The following is a 16,338-nucleotide window of genomic DNA, read 5'->3' on the forward strand; positions in this document are numbered from 1 at the left end:
CTTTGACAACTTGAAGCAATAAGCAATTGGCAGTTAGCAATTCGTCAGATCCGAAGAAGCCCAAGGTTTGCGGTGAGGGACGCTAAGGGTGCAAAGAACCAGTCAGTTAGCTGGCAAATTTACTGACTGGTTAACAGTTGGGTGACCGTTGGGTCGAATGGCGCAACCCCTTTGTTTGCAACAGAGACGCACAGGGAGGGGTGGGGGTGGGGCTAGCGATATGGTTGTTAGTGAGAGGGTTACCTTCTTGCCCGCGCAGTAGGACGCAGGCGAGGGCGCCTGCGCTCCACAAAGCGGGAGAAAAACCAAATCGCCGCACGATCCAGCTATTCCCCGCCCAGCTCCCAGCCATCCTTTTTCATTTCTGCGTGCAGCCAGCGTTGCAGCGTGGTGCGCAGCGGAGCGGGCATCTCGTTGAACTGGACGCCGTGCTGGCCTTGCTTGTTGGTCCAGGTAACGCGTCCCGCGATTTCCGTTTCTGCCTTGGCCCCGGGGATCATGAAACGCAAGCAAACCGGTGAGCCGGACTTGAAGGCCCGTTCCGTTTTCACTCCGGCGCCGCCCAGGCTCAGGTTGAGCAGCGTTCCGGCAAATTCTTCGCCGGAATAGCGGACGCGCGCCGGCAATTCCACGTTGGCGCGATAGTACAGCTGCTGGCTCAAACTCAGCGTGCCGGCGGGCGCCTCGACGCCCGATTCGCGATAGGTCTTCAACTTGCGCAGCAATGTCCGGCGCGAAATGCCCAGCGCCTCGGCGGCTTTGCCCTGGTTGCCGGCGTTCTTGTCCAGCGCCTGAAAGATCGCCTGGCGCTCCATCTCGTCCAAGCCGCCACTGGAGGAGTGCTCGTCGTCGTGGGGCAAGGCCTGCGGCAGGTTGAGATCGTCCGCGGTGATTTCCGTAGCCGCGTTGGCTGACTGCAATACCGCGCGAAAGACGATGTTGCGCAGTTCGCGCACATTGCCTGGCCAGGGATAGGTGACCAGGGCCTCCACGGCGTCGGGCGTGAAGCGGGCCTCCGGGTAATGCTCATGCAGTACCTGTTCGGCGATGCCCAGCACGTCCTCCGGACGGTCGCGCAGCGCGGGCACGTCCAACTGAAACTGCGCCAGACGATGGTACAGGTCGCCGCGAAAGCGCCCGGCGCGCACCAGGTCCTCCAGATCGCGGTTGGTGGCGGCCACCACGCGCACGTCCACGCTGACTTTTTTGCTGCCGCCCAGCCGGAAGTACGGTGCGCCGTCCAGCACGCGCAGCAATTTTGCCTGGACTTTCATGTCCAGGTCGCCGATTTCGTCCAGGAAGAGCGTGCCCTTGTCGGCCAGCTCAAAGAAGCCCGGCTTGAGCGAATCGGCACCGCTGAACGCGCCTTTCTCGTAGCCGAAGAGCTCGCTTTCCACCAGGTGTTCGGGTATGGCGGAGCAATTCACCTCCACCATGGCGTGGTTGCAGCGCAAAGAGTGGTGGTGAATGGCCTGCGCGATCATCTCCTTGCCGGTGCCGGTCTCGCCGACGATCAACACGGCCGCGGGATGGCGCGCAACTTTCTCCGCCAGCCGGATCACTCGCTTCAGTGATTCGCTGCGCACGATGAGTTTGCCGGTGTCGGCTTGGTTGGTCGTGGTCAGATGCTTGTCCTGGAACACGTGGGTCGGCGCCGATAGGGCACGGTTGGGGCTTTTGGTCGGCCTGACGGGGCGCTGTCAGTATTAATGTAGCAATTTCTTTGCGAAGGCAAGTAAAGAATCCTTCCGCAGGTTACTTTGGCAGTCAGCCGCTGGGTATGCACGCCCTGGAATCCAGCTTTGGCTTGAAGAATGAAGTCATTAAGACGGACCGGCTTGGGTTTTGCAGGGTTGCATGGCAGCTTTCTGTTTGCTTTCGGCAACGTTTACAGGGGGACTGATTCGGACTAAACTTTTCAGTTTTCCCACTTCCAAAATAATGACGAGGCAGATATGCGTTGCACAAGAGTGTTGTTGATTACCCTTCTGGGGACGGCGGCTGCGTTGGCGCAAAGTGGCGCTCCCGTCCAGAAGACTGACTCCAAATCCGCCGGCGGCGGCTCGGCCGCGGCTTCCGCCCCCGCTGCTGAAGACAAGCAGCCCAGCCGTCCCAAGTCCTTCGATCTCTCCGCCATGGACAAAACCGTGGATCCCTGCGAAGACTTTTACCAGTACTCCTGCGGCAACTGGCGCAAGAACAACCCTATCCCGTCTGACCAGGCGCGCTGGGGCCGTTTCAACGAACTGGCGGAATATAACCGCAGCGTGCTGCGCCAGATCCTGGAAAAGAATTCCGCGAAGGATTCCAAGCGCAATGCCGTGCAGCAGAAGATCGGCGACATGTATCAATCCTGCATGGATGAAGCCGGCGTCAACGCCAAAGGCGCGGCTCCACTGAAGAATGAACTGAAGCGCATCGCGAAAATATCCAACAAAAGCCAGATGATCAAGACCGTCGCGTATTTGCACTCGCTGGGCGTGCCGGCGCTGTTCGGATTCGGCGCGCAGGCGGACCTGCACAACGCGAGCACGCAGATCGCCAACATCGGCCAGGGCGGGCTTGGTCTTCCCGACCGCGACTACTATCTCAATAAGGATGCCAAGTCCGAGGAGACGCGCCAGAAATATCAGGCACACGTGGCCAACATGTTTGTGCTGCTGGGCGATGATGCGGAGACCTCCAAGAAAGAAGCCCAGGCCGTGATGGACATTGAGACCAAGTTGGCGGAAGCCGCTTTTGAGCGCGTGAAGATGCGCGATCCCAAGAACCGCGACCACAAGATGACGGTCACGGAACTGGCTGCGCTGGCGCCCAATTTTGAGTTCCAGCAATTCTTCGCCGCCAGCGGGGCGCCCAGCTTCACGGAAGTGAACGTGGTCCCGCCGGATTTCTTCCAGAAGGTCAACCCGGTGATTGATTCCGTCTCCATCGCTGACTGGAAGACCTATCTACGCTGGCACCTGGTGCGCAGCGCCGCTCCGCTGCTCTCCGACGCTTTCGTGAAAGAGAACTTCAGCTTTCAGGGCCAATACCTGAACGGGGCCAAAGAGCTGCAGGCGCGGTGGAAGCGTTGCGTGCAAACCACGGACGGCCTTCTGGGTGAAGCTCTGGGCCAGCCGTATGTGAATGAAACCTTCGGCAAGGAAGGCAAAGAGCGCATGCTCCAGATGGTGAACGCGCTGGAAGCGGCCTTGGGCGACGACATCCAGAGTCTGGACTGGATGACCCCGGAAACCAAGAAGCAGGCGCTGGTCAAACTGCAGGCCATCAGCAACAAGATTGGCTATCCCGACGAGTGGCGCAACTACGGCACAGTCAAAATCAAACGCGGCGACTTGCTGGCCAACGCGCAGCGCGCGCGCGCCTTTGAGGTCAAGCGCAACTTGAAGAAGATCGGCCAGCCGCTCGACAAAAAAGAGTGGGGCATGACTCCGCCCACGGTCAATGCTTACTACAATCCTTCGCAAAACAACATCAACTTCCCCGCCGGCATCCTGCAGCCGCCGTTCTTCGACAGGAACGCTGACGACGCGGTGAACTTTGGCGGCATCGGCGTGGTCATTGGCCACGAGCTGACGCATGGTTTTGACGACCAGGGCAGCAAGTTCGCCGGCGACGGGAACTTGACCAACTGGTGGACGGACGCCGATAAGAAGGAATTTGAAAAACGCACCACCTGCGTGGCCGACGAGTACAGCAAGTTCGTCGCCGTGGAAGACGTGCATCTGAACGGCCGCCTCACGCTGGGCGAGAACACCGCCGACAACGGCGGCATGCACATCGCCTTGATGGCCCTGCACAAGCAGATGGAGAAAGATCCCAAGCTGGCGGAAAGCAAAGAAGGGTTTACGCCGGAGCAGCGCTTCTACATCGGCTTTGCCCAGGTGTGGTGCCAGAACCAGACTCCGGAAAGCGCGCGCCTGCTGGCCAAAACCGACCCGCACTCCCCCGGCCAGTATCGGGTGATCGGCACGGTGCAGAACAGCGCCGACTTCGCCAAGGCCTGGGGCTGCAAAGCCGGACAAAAAATGGTGGCGGAAAACGCCTGCCATGTTTGGTAATCGATAGAGGCAGTTTTATTTCGAAGTAATCGTGCCGCACCGGTTTTCTCGCCGGTGCGGTTTTTTCTTGCGCCACCGTACCGGCACGCTCGCCTTACTCATGGCACTAAGTGTTTCCGCTTCGAAACCGCAATGCTTTGCACTTCAAGACGCGCAAAAAATGCAGCCGTAACTCCAAATTATTAAGTCATCGTCAGTTTCAATCTGGGCTTCCGCGAACTGAATTCCTAAGACTTTTCAAATCTTAATGAAAGTTTGTGCCGCGCTGCGGGATCAAGACCAGCCAGTGCCGGAGAAGGAGTGTCTTGAGACAACAAACAAACGGGTAAACAAGATTCAAAAGGAGCGCAGCCAAATGAATCGTAAGAACGGAAATTCTGATGTCTTCTTCTTGCCACAGAACGCGTCGCGAGCACGCATCAAGGAAGCGGAAAACGCCCGCAAGAATCGAGCAGAAATCGTGAAAGCCTTCTCGCACGGGCAGGTGACTCGTCGAGATCTGATCAAGTGGGGATTGATCACAACGGCAGGAGCGCTGGCCCCCATTCACGGATTGAATCCCTTCATCAAGAGCGCGTATGCCGATGATGGGGGCATCCCCACGGGCGCGCCGCCGAGCCCGCTGTTTGGCGCGCAGCCATTCACGCAGCCGATGCCGCGCTTTGATGTGCTGCCGCGCAATCCCGTGGCGTCACTGAATCCCGCTCCAACCGCGCAGGCCAACCAGACGCAGCAGCCGGTTCCGGCGATCCTCGGCGGCGGAACTGGTCCCATTGAAGGCCGCCCTCCTGGACCAATCTGGGCGCACCAGTCATTTGCCACGTTGCCGCCGCAAGCCGCTGTAGAAGTCACACAGGAAGGGGCGAAGGTCAACTTTGTTTACAGCCCCGGCGTGCCTTCGAACTTGAACTCCGGGATTGACCCGACGCAGCCGTTCCATCCGCGCTTTCACCCCAACCTGCCGGACCAGGGGCCGCTGGCGCTGTGGACTTTCAACGGCACCTTGCCGCCCAAGTTGATTCAAGTGAAGTACGGCGACCCTATTCTGTTCCGCGAACACAACCTGCTTCCGGCGGACGTGACGCAAAATGGTGGTTTCGGGCGGAACACGATTTCCACTCACGAGCACAACGGCCATCATGGGGCCGAGAACGACGGTTTTACCGGGGCGTATTTCTTTCCCGGCCAGTTTTACGACTATCACTATCCCGTGGTGCTGGCGGGCCGCAACAGCATCAACGTGAATGCCACTGATCCCCGTGCCGGCGCACCCGATGGCAGCGGCGGCATCACCAAAGTCCCCGGTGATTGGCGTGAGACCATGAGCACGCACTGGTTCCATGACCACATGTTCAGCTTCACCTCGCAGAACGTGTACAAAGGCATTGCCGGGATGTTCAACATTTACAGCGCTCTTGATCGCGGCAATGAAGCCATCAATGACGGCGTCAACCTGCGTTTGCCCAGCGGCACCGCCAACGACTTTGGCAATCTGGACTATGACATCAACCTGATGCTGGCCGATAAAGCCTGGGACCAACACGGCCAGCTCTTCTTTGACATCTTCAACTTCGACGGTTTTCTGGGCGACGTGATGACCGTGAACCTGGTCTTCAAGCCGTTCTTTGAAGTCGAGCGCCGCAAGTACCGATTCCGTATCCTCAATGCCGCAGTCTCGCGGTTCTTCCAGCTTCAGCTCAGTGACAACTCCACCATGATCCAGATTGCCAATGACGGCAACCTGCTGCCCACGGTGGCGCCGCAGACCCGGCTTGACCAACTGGGCATCGCCGAACGGTATGACATTGTCATTGACTTCTCCCGTTACAACGTCGGCGACAAAGTATGGATGGTCAACGTGCTGGCGCATGAGAACGGGGCCATTCCCGCCGGGGCGGTTTCGCTTTCGACGGCGCTGGCCGGGAATTCATCCGATCCTTGTGTCGGCAAGTTCCTGGAGTTCCGCATTGTGCGCAACCCAGCCACACCTGATGTCAGCCAGGTAGCAACGAACCTGATTCCCAACCCCGATCTTAGCAATGTTCCGATGAGCGCCACGCGGACGTTTGTCTTCGGTGACAGCGCCGACCAGACGTCCAGAAATCCCATCACCGCGTTCCGCGGCCCCTGGGGCATCGGAACCGACGGTGGCGACAAACTCAATGCGGACTTCGGCCGGGTCTCAGCGGCGCCAAAATTCGGCACCCGCGAAATCTGGACCCTGGTCAACGATGGCGGTGAGTGGGACCACCCGGTCCACATTCACTTTGAAGAAGGCCAGATCCTGGCCCGCAACGGCAGTTCCAAGAATGTGCCGCTGTGGGAAAAAGGCCGCAAAGACGTGTATCGTCTCCGGCCCGACGGCAGCGTGACTCTCACCATGCAGTTCCGTGATTTTGGCGGCATGTACATGGAGCACTGCCACAACACCGTGCATGAAGACAACGCCATGCTGTTGCGCTGGGAGATTGATAACGGAGGCGCGCCGTTTGTGGTGCCTCTGCCAACGCCCATTCCAACGCCGCAAGGCGTTACGTTCATTCCGCCGGACGAGGTCCTGAGGACCGCGTTTACCGGAGGCAACGGCGGTAGCTAACTCAAAACGAACTGGCGGAGCCGCTGCTCTTGAGTGCCATCGCGTTCCGATGGCAGCGCGTGGCGGCCCGCCGGCTCCATCGTCGCGGAACATCTGCGCACAAGACACGGTGCGAAGGGGGCATTCGTCAAATGCTTCGCAGGAATTCGATCATAGGCACTGTTGTGGTCATCGCCATGGCGATGTGGGGCGCCGTTCTGCCCGCCGCAGCGCTCGACAACTCCCGCTGGGGAGCAAACTATTTTCCCAACGTAGAACTCATTACCCAGGACGGCAACACCGTCCACTTTTATAACGACTTGATCCGCGGCAAGATGGTGGTGATTGATCTGATCTATACCCACTGCGTGGACGCCTGCCCGCTGGAGACCGCCCGTCTGGCGCAGGTGCAGCGTATGCTGGGCGACCGCGTCGGCAAAGACATTTTCTTTTATTCCATCACCATCGACCCCAAGCGCGATACACCCCAAGTGCTGAAGGAATACGCGGAGAAGTACCACGCCGGCCCCGGCTGGCTCTTTCTCACTGGCAAAACGGCCGACATCGAACTCATCAGCAAGAAGCTAGGGCTCTACTCCAATCCCAACAGCAGCCGCGACGGCCACACGCCCGCCGTCCTTCTGGGAAATGAGGCGACCGGCCAGTGGATGCGGAACTCGGCCACCGACAACCCGCGGTTTTTGGCCATCATGATCGGTGACTGGCTGAACAGCTGGAAGAATGCCAAGCCGCAAACCGCGGAAACAAATTATGCGCAGGCCACGCCGCTGGTGATCCAGGACCAGGGGCAGTACATTTTCTCCACGCACTGCGCGGCCTGCCACAGCATCGGCCAAGGCGACAAGATTGGCCCGGACCTGCTGGGCGTGGCCACTCTCCGCGAGCGCGGCTGGCTCATGCGCTTCATCCAGACTCCCGACAAAATGCTGGCGGAGAACGACCCCATCGCGGTGGAGTTGTTTGCCAGGTATAAGCAGGTGAACATGCCCAACTTGCGCCTGGGCGAATCCGAATCGGCGGTCTTGATCAAGTTCATTGCTGCGCGAACCGCGGAAATCCAGCAAGAACGACCAGCCAGTGGGAAACCGTCAACGAATAAAACCGAACCCGCTGTGAGCAACCAGTAAACCCTCCATCAGCTTTCCGCGCCGCCCTTTGGTCCGCGCCACGGCGGCAAAGTATCCAGCCGCAGCAACTGCTTCCGCATGAGCCGGCGGGCCCGATGCAGCCGCGTGTGCGCGGTGTCCAATTTGATCCCCAGCCGCGCCGCCACGTCGGGCATGCGCAGATGGTGGAGCTCGCGCAGCACGAACACCTGGCGGTACATCTCATCCAGCGCGTCCAGCGCCGTCTCCAAGGTTTGGTGAAACTCCTTGCGCTCCAGCGCTTGCGCTGGAGATTCTCCAGGGTGGGCAAATTGTTCAATGAAATCTTCCGGGCCCTCATGCTGCGGGCCTGGCGGCACCGAATGAAGATACTTGCGGTTTTTGCGGACGCATTTGAGGGCCTCATTGGTGGCGATCTGCAACAGCCACGCCTTGAAGCTCTGCCCGGGATGAAACTGTTCCGCGTGGGACAGCACTTTCAACAGTGATTCCTGCAGCACCTCTTCCGCGTCCGCTTGGTTGCGCAGGATGGAACGGACCGTATTGCGCAAACTCCGCATATAAGGAGAAACCAGCTGCAGCAGAGATTCGCCGTCTCCGGCTTGCAGGTTGCGGACCAGCAATACTTCTTCGCGCTGGAACCCAGTCTCTATTCCACCGGAAATTTCCCGCGACCACACAGGATGGACCTTGATGGCCTGATCGCGATAGAGAAGCATTACGGGATGCCCCGGCGCAAGCGCAGGCGGCCCGTGCCGTATGCGAAATCCGCAGGCGCTGACGTCCATCAACTGCCCCGCCATCTTAAGTTCAAGATGGTCCACCGAAAGAACAACACTTGCGCAGACAGCCTGGCGTACCTCCGCCCTGCTGTCTGGGCTGGCACCCGGAGTCATACCAACCTCTCATGACAGTTAAGCGAATTCGAAGTTTTTGTCTGCCGTTGGTGGCTGTAGATCCGTCAGGGGTGCTGACAGCCGCGAACGGAAACTTGCTTCCCGATCACAGCCTTGCAGCAGTCGATCCAGGAAATACGGCCCCGCCAACACGGGCGCCGCTGCTTTTTGTTGCCGGGCATTTTACCCGCAAACCTTGCTTCCCGTGCCTGTTTTTGTGCAAAAGTTTGCAGCTTGCGTGCCCGGTTCGACTTGCCTAGTGGTTGATTGTTGCCCACCGAAGTAACCCGGCGAAAGCACTTAGAAGGCTAATCGCTTAGCATTTTCAACAGATTACAGACTCTATCCTCGCCGCCTCAGCGGCCTTCCGGATGGGCTTACTTAAGTCACCTGTCCCCTCTATCACCAGGGTGCTATAAACGCCACCATAGCTAGTTTTCCGGAAGGGGACAGAAATTCCCCCTTTGAGAGTGTGCAGGTATGATGGATTCTAAACAGTCGAAGCTTTTGAGCATACGGTTTGCCCGGTCTTTGCAGACGCTCATCAAGATGGTCAACATGTTTTCCGCCGACCATAAGAGCGCGGCTGGCTTGTTGCATCGGAGTTATGAATTTCTCAATCCGTTGCTCAAGCAGTCGAAGTGTCTGACGCTGGGATTTATTGACCAGCGCGTTCTCCTCAATAACATCCTCACCAACGAAGAAGGCCTCAAGCCGCTGGAAAATGAATTCCTGCGCCGGGGCATCGGTGCTGTCACGTTTGAGGCCGGTATTACCCTGGCTGCGTATCGCGCCGGCATCGCCACTATTGGGGCGAATCCCAAGGCGATTGAGGAGGCCGGCGGGCTGGGTCCGTTCCTGGAGACAAAGCAGCTCGATTTCGTGCGGATCTTCCCGGCGCTGAAAACCGAAGCGCGCAACCAGGATGGCGACACGGTCCTGGACATCGGCTCCGAGGAGTATCTGATCTCCAAGGCGCTTTCCAGCATGAACTCCGGGTTCTCGCAAGGCATTGAAACCATGCTTACGCGCATGGAAGCAGGCGTTGCTGCGGGAGGTGCTGGCGGCGCCGGAACTGGCGGCGGCACGGGCAGTGGTACGGGCAGTGGCTCGGGAGCGACAGGCGGCAACGGATTTGGCGGCGGAAGCGGCGGCTACGTCGCCGTCAGCAGCGTATTGGGCGCCGGTGGCGGCGGTGGCGGTGGCACTGCCCACGGTACCGGCGGTGGCGGAGGCATCGGCAACGGCTTCTTGACCGGCGGCAATGGCAGCGGCCACGGCTCCGGTTCGGGTGGCTCCGGCGGAAGCGGCGTTGGCAGTGGTCCTCTCATGGACATCCAGCGCATGGTTGAGCAGAAATTTGAATCCTCGCTGCGGAATCCTGAAGAAGACCCGGAAAAGGCCTACGTGGAACTGGGCAGGATGCTGAGCGGAATCCGTCCCGACCTGGTGCTCTCGAATCTGGCCGGCAAGGGCTTGCAGGATTCGGACCAGAAAAAAGATGACGTGACGGCTGAAGTCTTTGAAGATACCGCTTTGCGCTGGGCGTTGCGCCGCCTGGCCGCGGTGCCCGCCGGCGACGACGCTGTGGTGGTGCAAGAGCAGGTTTTCCGCGTGCTCATGCGCAGCTTGCAGGCCACGCATACAGCTTCCCGGCTGGCGACAAAGCTGGCCGAGCTGGCCAAACAGTATGCGCTGCCCAAGGAAACATACGCCCGCATTCAGGATGAGATTCGCTGGCTCTCGCTCTCGGCCACGCAGAAGCTCCGCGAGTTGCTGGGCATCACGCATTTCACTCCTTCCGAATTTCGCCGCGCGCTGGACTTGATCAAGGAACTGATCCGCTTGGGCAAGCCAGAGGACGCTGCCGCCATCGGCATCCAGTATCTTTCCGTGATGGAAGAACATCTTGCGCTGCGGATTGACGACGTGGCGCGCGTTCCCGAATTGCTGCGCGCGCTGGCCGGCGTTCAGGGCGAATTCTGGACTGCCGCAACCGACACGCTGGTGAACGCCATGGCCTGCCGCAAAGTCAATCAACTGGTCCACCTGCAGATCTGCAATGCGTTGATCGCGCTGGCCAGGATTGGCGCAACCTATGAGGACTTTGAGCTGGTGCGGCGCGTCGGCAGTTCGCTGGAAGAAAGCATTGCCACCGACCACGCGGCGCACGTGGCCTGTTGTCAGGCGGCGCTCGCCAACATTCTGCTGCCCTCCGCGGTGGACCGTATTGCTGAAATTTTCCTGGAGAGGAAAACCGATTCTGCCTGGCTCAAAAACGTGTCCTCGCTCTTGCGCTGGTCCGGCGTTGAAGCCACCGAGCGCCTGTTTGTCCGGCTGGACAATGAACAGGCCGCTTCGCAGCGATTGGCGCTCATCCGCTTGCTCTCCCGCTTGGGGACGGCGGCCCTGCAGGCCGCGCGGCAACGGCTGCAGCGTCCGGAATGGTACGTGGTCCGCAACGCCTGCAAGATCCTGGGCGACCTCAAAGATCCCGAACTGCTGCAGCACATCCCGGCAGCATTTGCGCACAAGGATGAGCGCGTACAAAAGGCCGCGTTGCAGGCGGTAATTGAAAGCCGCATGCCCCGGCGCGCCGTGGTGCTGGCTGAAGCTTTGCCGCTGCTTCCGCCCGCGCTGGTGGAAGACGCTCTCCTGGACCTGATGTATGAAGCATCGCCGGAGAGCTTGCCTGGCCTGGAGCGCTGCTACAGCCTGCCCATGCCGGTCAACGTGCTGGCCCGCATCGTCAGCGTGGTTGCCGCGGTCCAGCACCAGGACGCCATCTTCGTTCTGGCCGGCATTGTCCGCAACGAAAAACTGCCTCAGATGGTCCGCGACACCGCGTCGCAGGCCATGGAGTTCCGAACCTCCAAGAAAGGGCAGAAAACAGCGCAACTGATTTCCACCTCCAAGGAAGCCGCGGAACTGGTGGTCCAGAAATTCGTGCTCCGCGGAGCCTAGCGCAAAATTGCCCGCACTTCGGGGCCGCAGGGAAGCGACGCTTAGCTTCTTTTTGCGGCCCATTTTTTTCGGGCCCGCAAGCTGGATCTGGCCCAAATTGCGTTCTACAGCCCGCGCAGCGCCGCTGCCACTGGACGCCGCGCCGCCCGCAACGCCGGCGGCAGTCCGCCGAAGATTCCCATGGCCAGCGCAAAAATAATTCCTCCGCCCAGCAACGGTACGGTGATCTGAAACGCAAAAGCCAGATGGGAGAAAGTCTGCCAGTTCATGGCTCCGGTGGTGAGCCCGTTCAGCGGCAGCACGGCCAGGCAGCCCACGGCCCCGCCGACAAAGGAAATGAGCAAGGCTTCCAGCAGGAATGACACCACCACGCTGGCTGTGCCAAAGCCCAGCGCGCGCAACGTGGCGATTTCCCGCGAGCGTTCTGACACCGCGGAGTACATGGTGTTGAGCGCGCCAAACACCGCGCCTATCGCCATGATGCCGGCCACAATCGAGCCCAGAATTTTGATCATCTGGCTCAGCAGCGTTGACTGTTTCTCGTAGTACTCCACCTCGCGGATGATGTCCACGCTCAGCCGCGGATCGGCGGTGATGGAGTCTTTGAACGACTGAAATGCGTCCGGCGACGTCAGGTGCACGGTGACGGAATTGAAGAATTCCTCCGGCCGGTGATAGACCTGCTTGAGGACTTTAGCGTCGCACCACAGCTCAGAGTCAAACGCGCTTCCAGCGGCGTCAAACACGCCAACCACCTGCCAGGTCGCACCGCCGAATTTCACGGAGTTGCCCAGCGCCAGCCCGGCGTAGGTGTGGTTCACGTTGCGGCCAATCATCATTTCAAAAAGTCCCGGCTGGATCATCCGCCCCTGGACAACTTTGATTCTGCTGCGGATGTCCATGGTCTTGGGGGAAATGCCGCGGACTTGCACATTGGCGTCCGTGCCGGTTGTGACCAGCGGAAAGGGCGCAATCAGTATGACCTCTGGGCTCACCAGCGGCTGGCCGCCGGCGCGGGCCACGCCAGCGGCGTCCTGCAGGATTTTCACCTGGTCCAGGGGAACATTACTGTCAATTTCTGAAGTTGATCCAGCGCGTCGCACCAGCGCGTTGTCGTACGACCCCGATGCAACCAGCGTTGCCTTGAATCCCTTGGCCAGCGAAAGCACGGCCACGAACACGCCCACCGTGCCGGCTATCCCCAGTACGGCGACAATGGCTGACGTCCAGCGTTGTCTCACGCTGCGGAAGTTGTAAACCACGGGTATGGCCATTTCACACTCTCCTCAGCGCGTCCACCACGCGCAGGCGCATGGCGCCCAGCGCCGGTGCAAAGCCGCTCACCGCGCCCACCAGCAGGGCCGCGGCCACGCCAATCAGGAACATTTGACCGGAAAGATACAGCAGCGGCAGGAACGCCCTGACTGGGTTTGCGTTGGCCGGCAGCAGCGTAAATCCTTTGGCCAGCAGCAGGCCAATCACTCCGCCCACCAGCGCGATCACCGCGGATTCGCTCAGCACCAGAAACAGCACAAACCGGTCTGAATACCCCACGGCCTTCAGCACCGCAAGCTCCGCCGTCCGCTCACGGACGGCTATGGCCATGGTGTTGCCGGTGACCAGCAGCAGGGTGAAGAACACGATTGCGCCGATGCTCTGGATGAGAAACGCGATGTTTCCCATCTGCTTGGCAAATCCGGCGGCAAAGGCCGCTTCGCTGTCCGTGCGCGTTTCATAATCAGAGTTTGAAAATAGCGCGTCCGTCGCTTTGGCGACGCGCAAGGAATTGTCCGGATTGTCCACCTTGATGGTGTACCAGCCCACCATGCCCAGGTAGCGGTTGACCTTGTTTTGCTCCAGATAGTTTTCAAAATTGTCCCAGTGGAACCAGAACTGGGTTTCATCGTCCTTGGCGCGCGTGCCCTGGTAGATGCCGTCAATGTTGAATTCCCAGGTCCCCGGCAGGAAGGTGCCTTGGATGGGAATGTGGTCGCCCACTTTCCAGCCGAAGCGTTTGGCGGTGAACGCGCCCACGATGGCCCCCTGGCGGTCCTTCACAAAGTTCTGCCATTGGTCTTCCGGGATTTTGAACTCTGGAAACACCTTGCGGTGGTTTTCCACGTCAATCACAAACTGCGGGAAAAAGTTTTTGGGGTCCTGATAGACGCCGCCGAACCAGTTGGCGTGCGTGACTTCCTTTACCCCGGGAATTTGCAGCAGCCGGTCGCGATACGACAAGGGCAGAGGATTCACCAGGCCAATGCGGTTGGTGGCGATCAGCCGGTCCGCGCCGGCCACATCCACGCCCTGATTGAAAGCGTCTTTGATCACCACCAGCAGACCAAACAGGCACATGGCCACGGCGAAGGAGCCGATGGTGAGCACCAGGCGCATTTTCTTGCGAAACAGGTTGGCCAGGATCAAGCCGCGGAATTTCATCGTCCACCTCCGGCCATGGCGTTCTCCCGTTTGCCGGCCTCCACTAGCGCGCCCTTGTCCAGATGCAGCGTGGCATGGGCCCGCTGCGCCACCACCGGATCGTGGGTCACCATCAGCACGGTCTTCTTAAATTCGCCCACCAGCCGGGTGATCAGTTCCATGATCTCGTCCGCGCTCTTGCGGTCCAGGTCGCCTGTCGGCTCGTCGCACAGCAGAAACGTTGGGTCGGACACAATGGCCCGCGCAATGGTCACGCGCTGCTCCTGTCCGCCGGAGAGCTGCCGCGGATAGTGGTGGATGCGGTCGCTCAGGCCCACCAGGTCCAGCGCGGTCTCCACGTGCTTGCGGCGTTCCGCCTTGGAAAGCGAAGTAAGCAGCAGCGGCAGCTCCACGTTCTGAAACGCCGTGAGCACCGGGATGAGGTTGTACATCTGGAACACGAATCCCACGTGCCGGGCCCGCCACTCGGTGAGCGACCCGCGCGACATGTGGGTGATTTCGTCGCCCGCCACAGTAATGCTGCCCGCCGACGGCACATCCAGCCCGCCCAGCAGGTTCAGGAGCGTGGTTTTGCCCGAGCCGCTGGGGCCCATAAACGCCACAAAATCGCCCTGGTCCACGTCCAGGTTCAGTCCTTGCAGCACGTGGATTTCTTCTCCGCCGCGCGAATATTTCTTGTCCAGCCCGCGCGCGCTGATCAGGCTTGAAGTTCCTTTTCCGTCAACACGTACCATGGCTCTTTACTCCTTGGTCCTTATTGTTCAACTCATTGTTTGGCGTCATTGTTTAACGTCAACGCTCTGGCCTTCACGCAGGCCTTCTCCGCCGCGCACCACCACATTGTCGCCCGGTGACAGCCCGGCCATAATCTCCACGTCGCTGCCGTGTTCGGCCCCCAGGCTCACCGCACGGCGTTCCAGCTTGCGGTCTTTTACCAGGAAGACGATGGTCGTCCCGCCGTCATTCCGCACCGCGGACTTGGGGACAATCGCGCGTGCTTGCGGAGCGTTGGCTTTTTTCACCGGCTCCTCGCTCAAGAACGCGACCTTCACGCCCATGTCCGGCAGGATGCGCGGGTCAAGCTGGTCAAACGATACCCTGACTTTCACCGTGGCTTTCTGCCGGTCAGCCGTAGGAATGACCGTGCGCACCGTGGATGGAATCTGCCAGTCGGGGTAGGCGTCCAGCGTGGAAATCACTTTCTGCCCGGCGGTAACGCGAGCGATGTACGATTCGTTCACGTCTACTTCCACTTCCAGCGACTTCATGTCCACCACCGTGGCGATGCCCGTGCGCGTGAACCCGCCGCCGGCGGAGATAGGCGAGACGATCTCGCCGCGCTGCGCGTCTTTGGAGACCACCTTGCCATCGAACGGCGCCCGCACCGTGCAGTTTTCCACATCCTGCTGCGCTACGTTGATGCGCGATACCGCCGCGCGTGTTTGCTCTTTGGTCAGGGCAATCTTCGAGCGCAGACTGTCGGCGAGAGTCTGCGCCGTGTCCAGAGCTTGCGCGCTGTTCACGCCCGCGTCGCGCAAGGACTTGGCGCGCGCCAGTTCGCGATCGGCATTGCCCAACTGGACTTCCAAGTCCGCCAGCGCGGCCGCCGTGGCGTCGCGGTCACTCTTCGCCGACGCCAGCGCCGCGTTGGGTTGCGAGCAATCCAACAGCGCCAGCACCTGGCCCGCGCGGACTTGCAATCCCTCTTCGGCGTAGACCTGTTCCACGCGGCCCGTGACCTTGGCCGCCACCGTCGCCCGGCGGCGCGGCGTGACGTATCCGCTGGCGTTCAGCAGCGCTTGCGCGCGCTGGTCGCCCGCGCTCCGCGCAGCTGACACCTCCACCAGCGGCTTCTGTCCACGCAACGCCAGCAGCAGACTTCCCACCAGCAACAGCGCACCCAGCGCCGCGGCAAAGATTCCCAGCCGCTTGCCGGTCTTGCCGGAGCCGCGCGAGCGGTCGTCAATCTTCAGCGAGCTCAAGTCGTTCCGTGGTGGAAGGGTAGGTGTACTCATAAAGCCTGAACAAAATCCTCTACAAACACTCTAAAGTCTAAACAGTTCACAGCGGGCCTAGCCACCCGCCGCTTTCAATTTTGGCAATTACGGCGATTCTGGCAATTCTGGCAATCTCGCCGGTCACGCGCGATTCCGGCGATCCCCCCGGCCCATCCCCGTTCATCCCCGGAAAATAAGCACTTAGCTCAAGTCATCCCCGGCGATATCCCCAGGCCCGAGTGGCAGAGGTAATGATCAACCGGTTTGCGCCCGCTA

The 16,338-nt window shown here is 60.1% G+C and carries 10 protein-coding genes; 4 read left to right on the top strand and 6 right to left on the bottom strand.

Features of this window, described 5'->3' with window-relative positions:
* Nucleotides 1-326: 326 nt before the first annotated feature.
* Nucleotides 327-1,643, bottom strand: a complete 1,317-nt coding sequence (locus LAO20_10190) for a sigma 54-interacting transcriptional regulator (protein ID MBZ5531790.1) — start codon at nt 1,641-1,643, stop codon at nt 327-329.
* Between the two features lie 312 nt (nt 1,644-1,955).
* On the opposite strand from LAO20_10190, the gene LAO20_10195 reads away from it, so the two are divergent.
* The 3 genes from LAO20_10195 to LAO20_10205 all read left to right on the top strand — a co-directional run bounded on the left by LAO20_10195 (nt 1,956) and on the right by LAO20_10205 (nt 7,787).
* On the top strand, nt 1,956-4,064 hold the full coding sequence (locus LAO20_10195; protein MBZ5531791.1) for a M13 family metallopeptidase: 2,109 nt from the start codon (nt 1,956-1,958) through the stop codon (nt 4,062-4,064).
* A gap of 355 nt (nt 4,065-4,419) precedes the next feature.
* Nucleotides 4,420-6,660, top strand: coding sequence for a multicopper oxidase domain-containing protein (locus tag LAO20_10200; GenBank protein MBZ5531792.1), 2,241 nt, complete (start codon nt 4,420-4,422; stop codon nt 6,658-6,660).
* 131 nt (nt 6,661-6,791) lie between these two features.
* Nucleotides 6,792-7,787 (top strand): SCO family protein, encoded by a 996-nt coding sequence (locus tag LAO20_10205; protein MBZ5531793.1) that lies wholly within the window; start codon nt 6,792-6,794, stop codon nt 7,785-7,787.
* Between the two features lie 8 nt (nt 7,788-7,795).
* Here the strand turns inward: LAO20_10205 and LAO20_10210 are convergent, their stop codons facing one another.
* Nucleotides 7,796-8,590 carry a sigma-70 family RNA polymerase sigma factor gene (locus LAO20_10210; protein MBZ5531794.1) on the bottom strand — a complete coding sequence of 265 codons (795 nt, stop codon included), beginning with the start codon at nt 8,588-8,590 and terminating at the stop codon, nt 7,796-7,798.
* 552 nt (nt 8,591-9,142) lie between these two features.
* Between LAO20_10210 and LAO20_10215 the strand changes: the two genes are divergently transcribed.
* A complete protein-coding gene (locus LAO20_10215; protein MBZ5531795.1) occupies nt 9,143-11,626 on the top strand; it encodes a HEAT repeat domain-containing protein in 2,484 nt (827 codons plus the stop codon).
* A gap of 104 nt (nt 11,627-11,730) precedes the next feature.
* On the opposite strand, the gene LAO20_10220 is transcribed toward LAO20_10215, so the two are convergent.
* Genes LAO20_10220 through LAO20_10235 form a run of 4 tightly spaced genes read right to left on the bottom strand, consistent with a single transcriptional unit; the run spans nt 11,731 to nt 16,080 of the window.
* Nucleotides 11,731-12,900 (bottom strand): ABC transporter permease, encoded by a 1,170-nt coding sequence (locus LAO20_10220; protein MBZ5531796.1) that lies wholly within the window; start codon nt 12,898-12,900, stop codon nt 11,731-11,733.
* Between the two features lies 1 nt (nt 12,901).
* Nucleotides 12,902-14,065 (bottom strand): FtsX-like permease family protein, encoded by a 1,164-nt coding sequence (locus LAO20_10225; protein MBZ5531797.1) that lies wholly within the window; start codon nt 14,063-14,065, stop codon nt 12,902-12,904.
* Nucleotides 14,062-14,799, bottom strand: coding sequence for an ABC transporter ATP-binding protein (locus LAO20_10230; protein MBZ5531798.1), 738 nt, complete (start codon nt 14,797-14,799; stop codon nt 14,062-14,064). Before LAO20_10230 ends, LAO20_10225 begins: the two co-directional genes overlap by 4 nt.
* Before the next feature lie 45 nt (nt 14,800-14,844).
* Complete coding sequence (locus LAO20_10235) at nt 14,845-16,080, bottom strand: efflux RND transporter periplasmic adaptor subunit (GenBank protein ID MBZ5531799.1); 1,236 nt, start codon at nt 16,078-16,080, stop codon at nt 14,845-14,847.
* Between the last annotated feature and the right edge of the window lie 258 nt (nt 16,081-16,338).

The organism is Terriglobia bacterium, from assembly GCA_020072815.1.
Classification (GTDB): domain Bacteria; phylum Acidobacteriota; class Terriglobia; order Terriglobales; family Acidobacteriaceae; genus Angelobacter.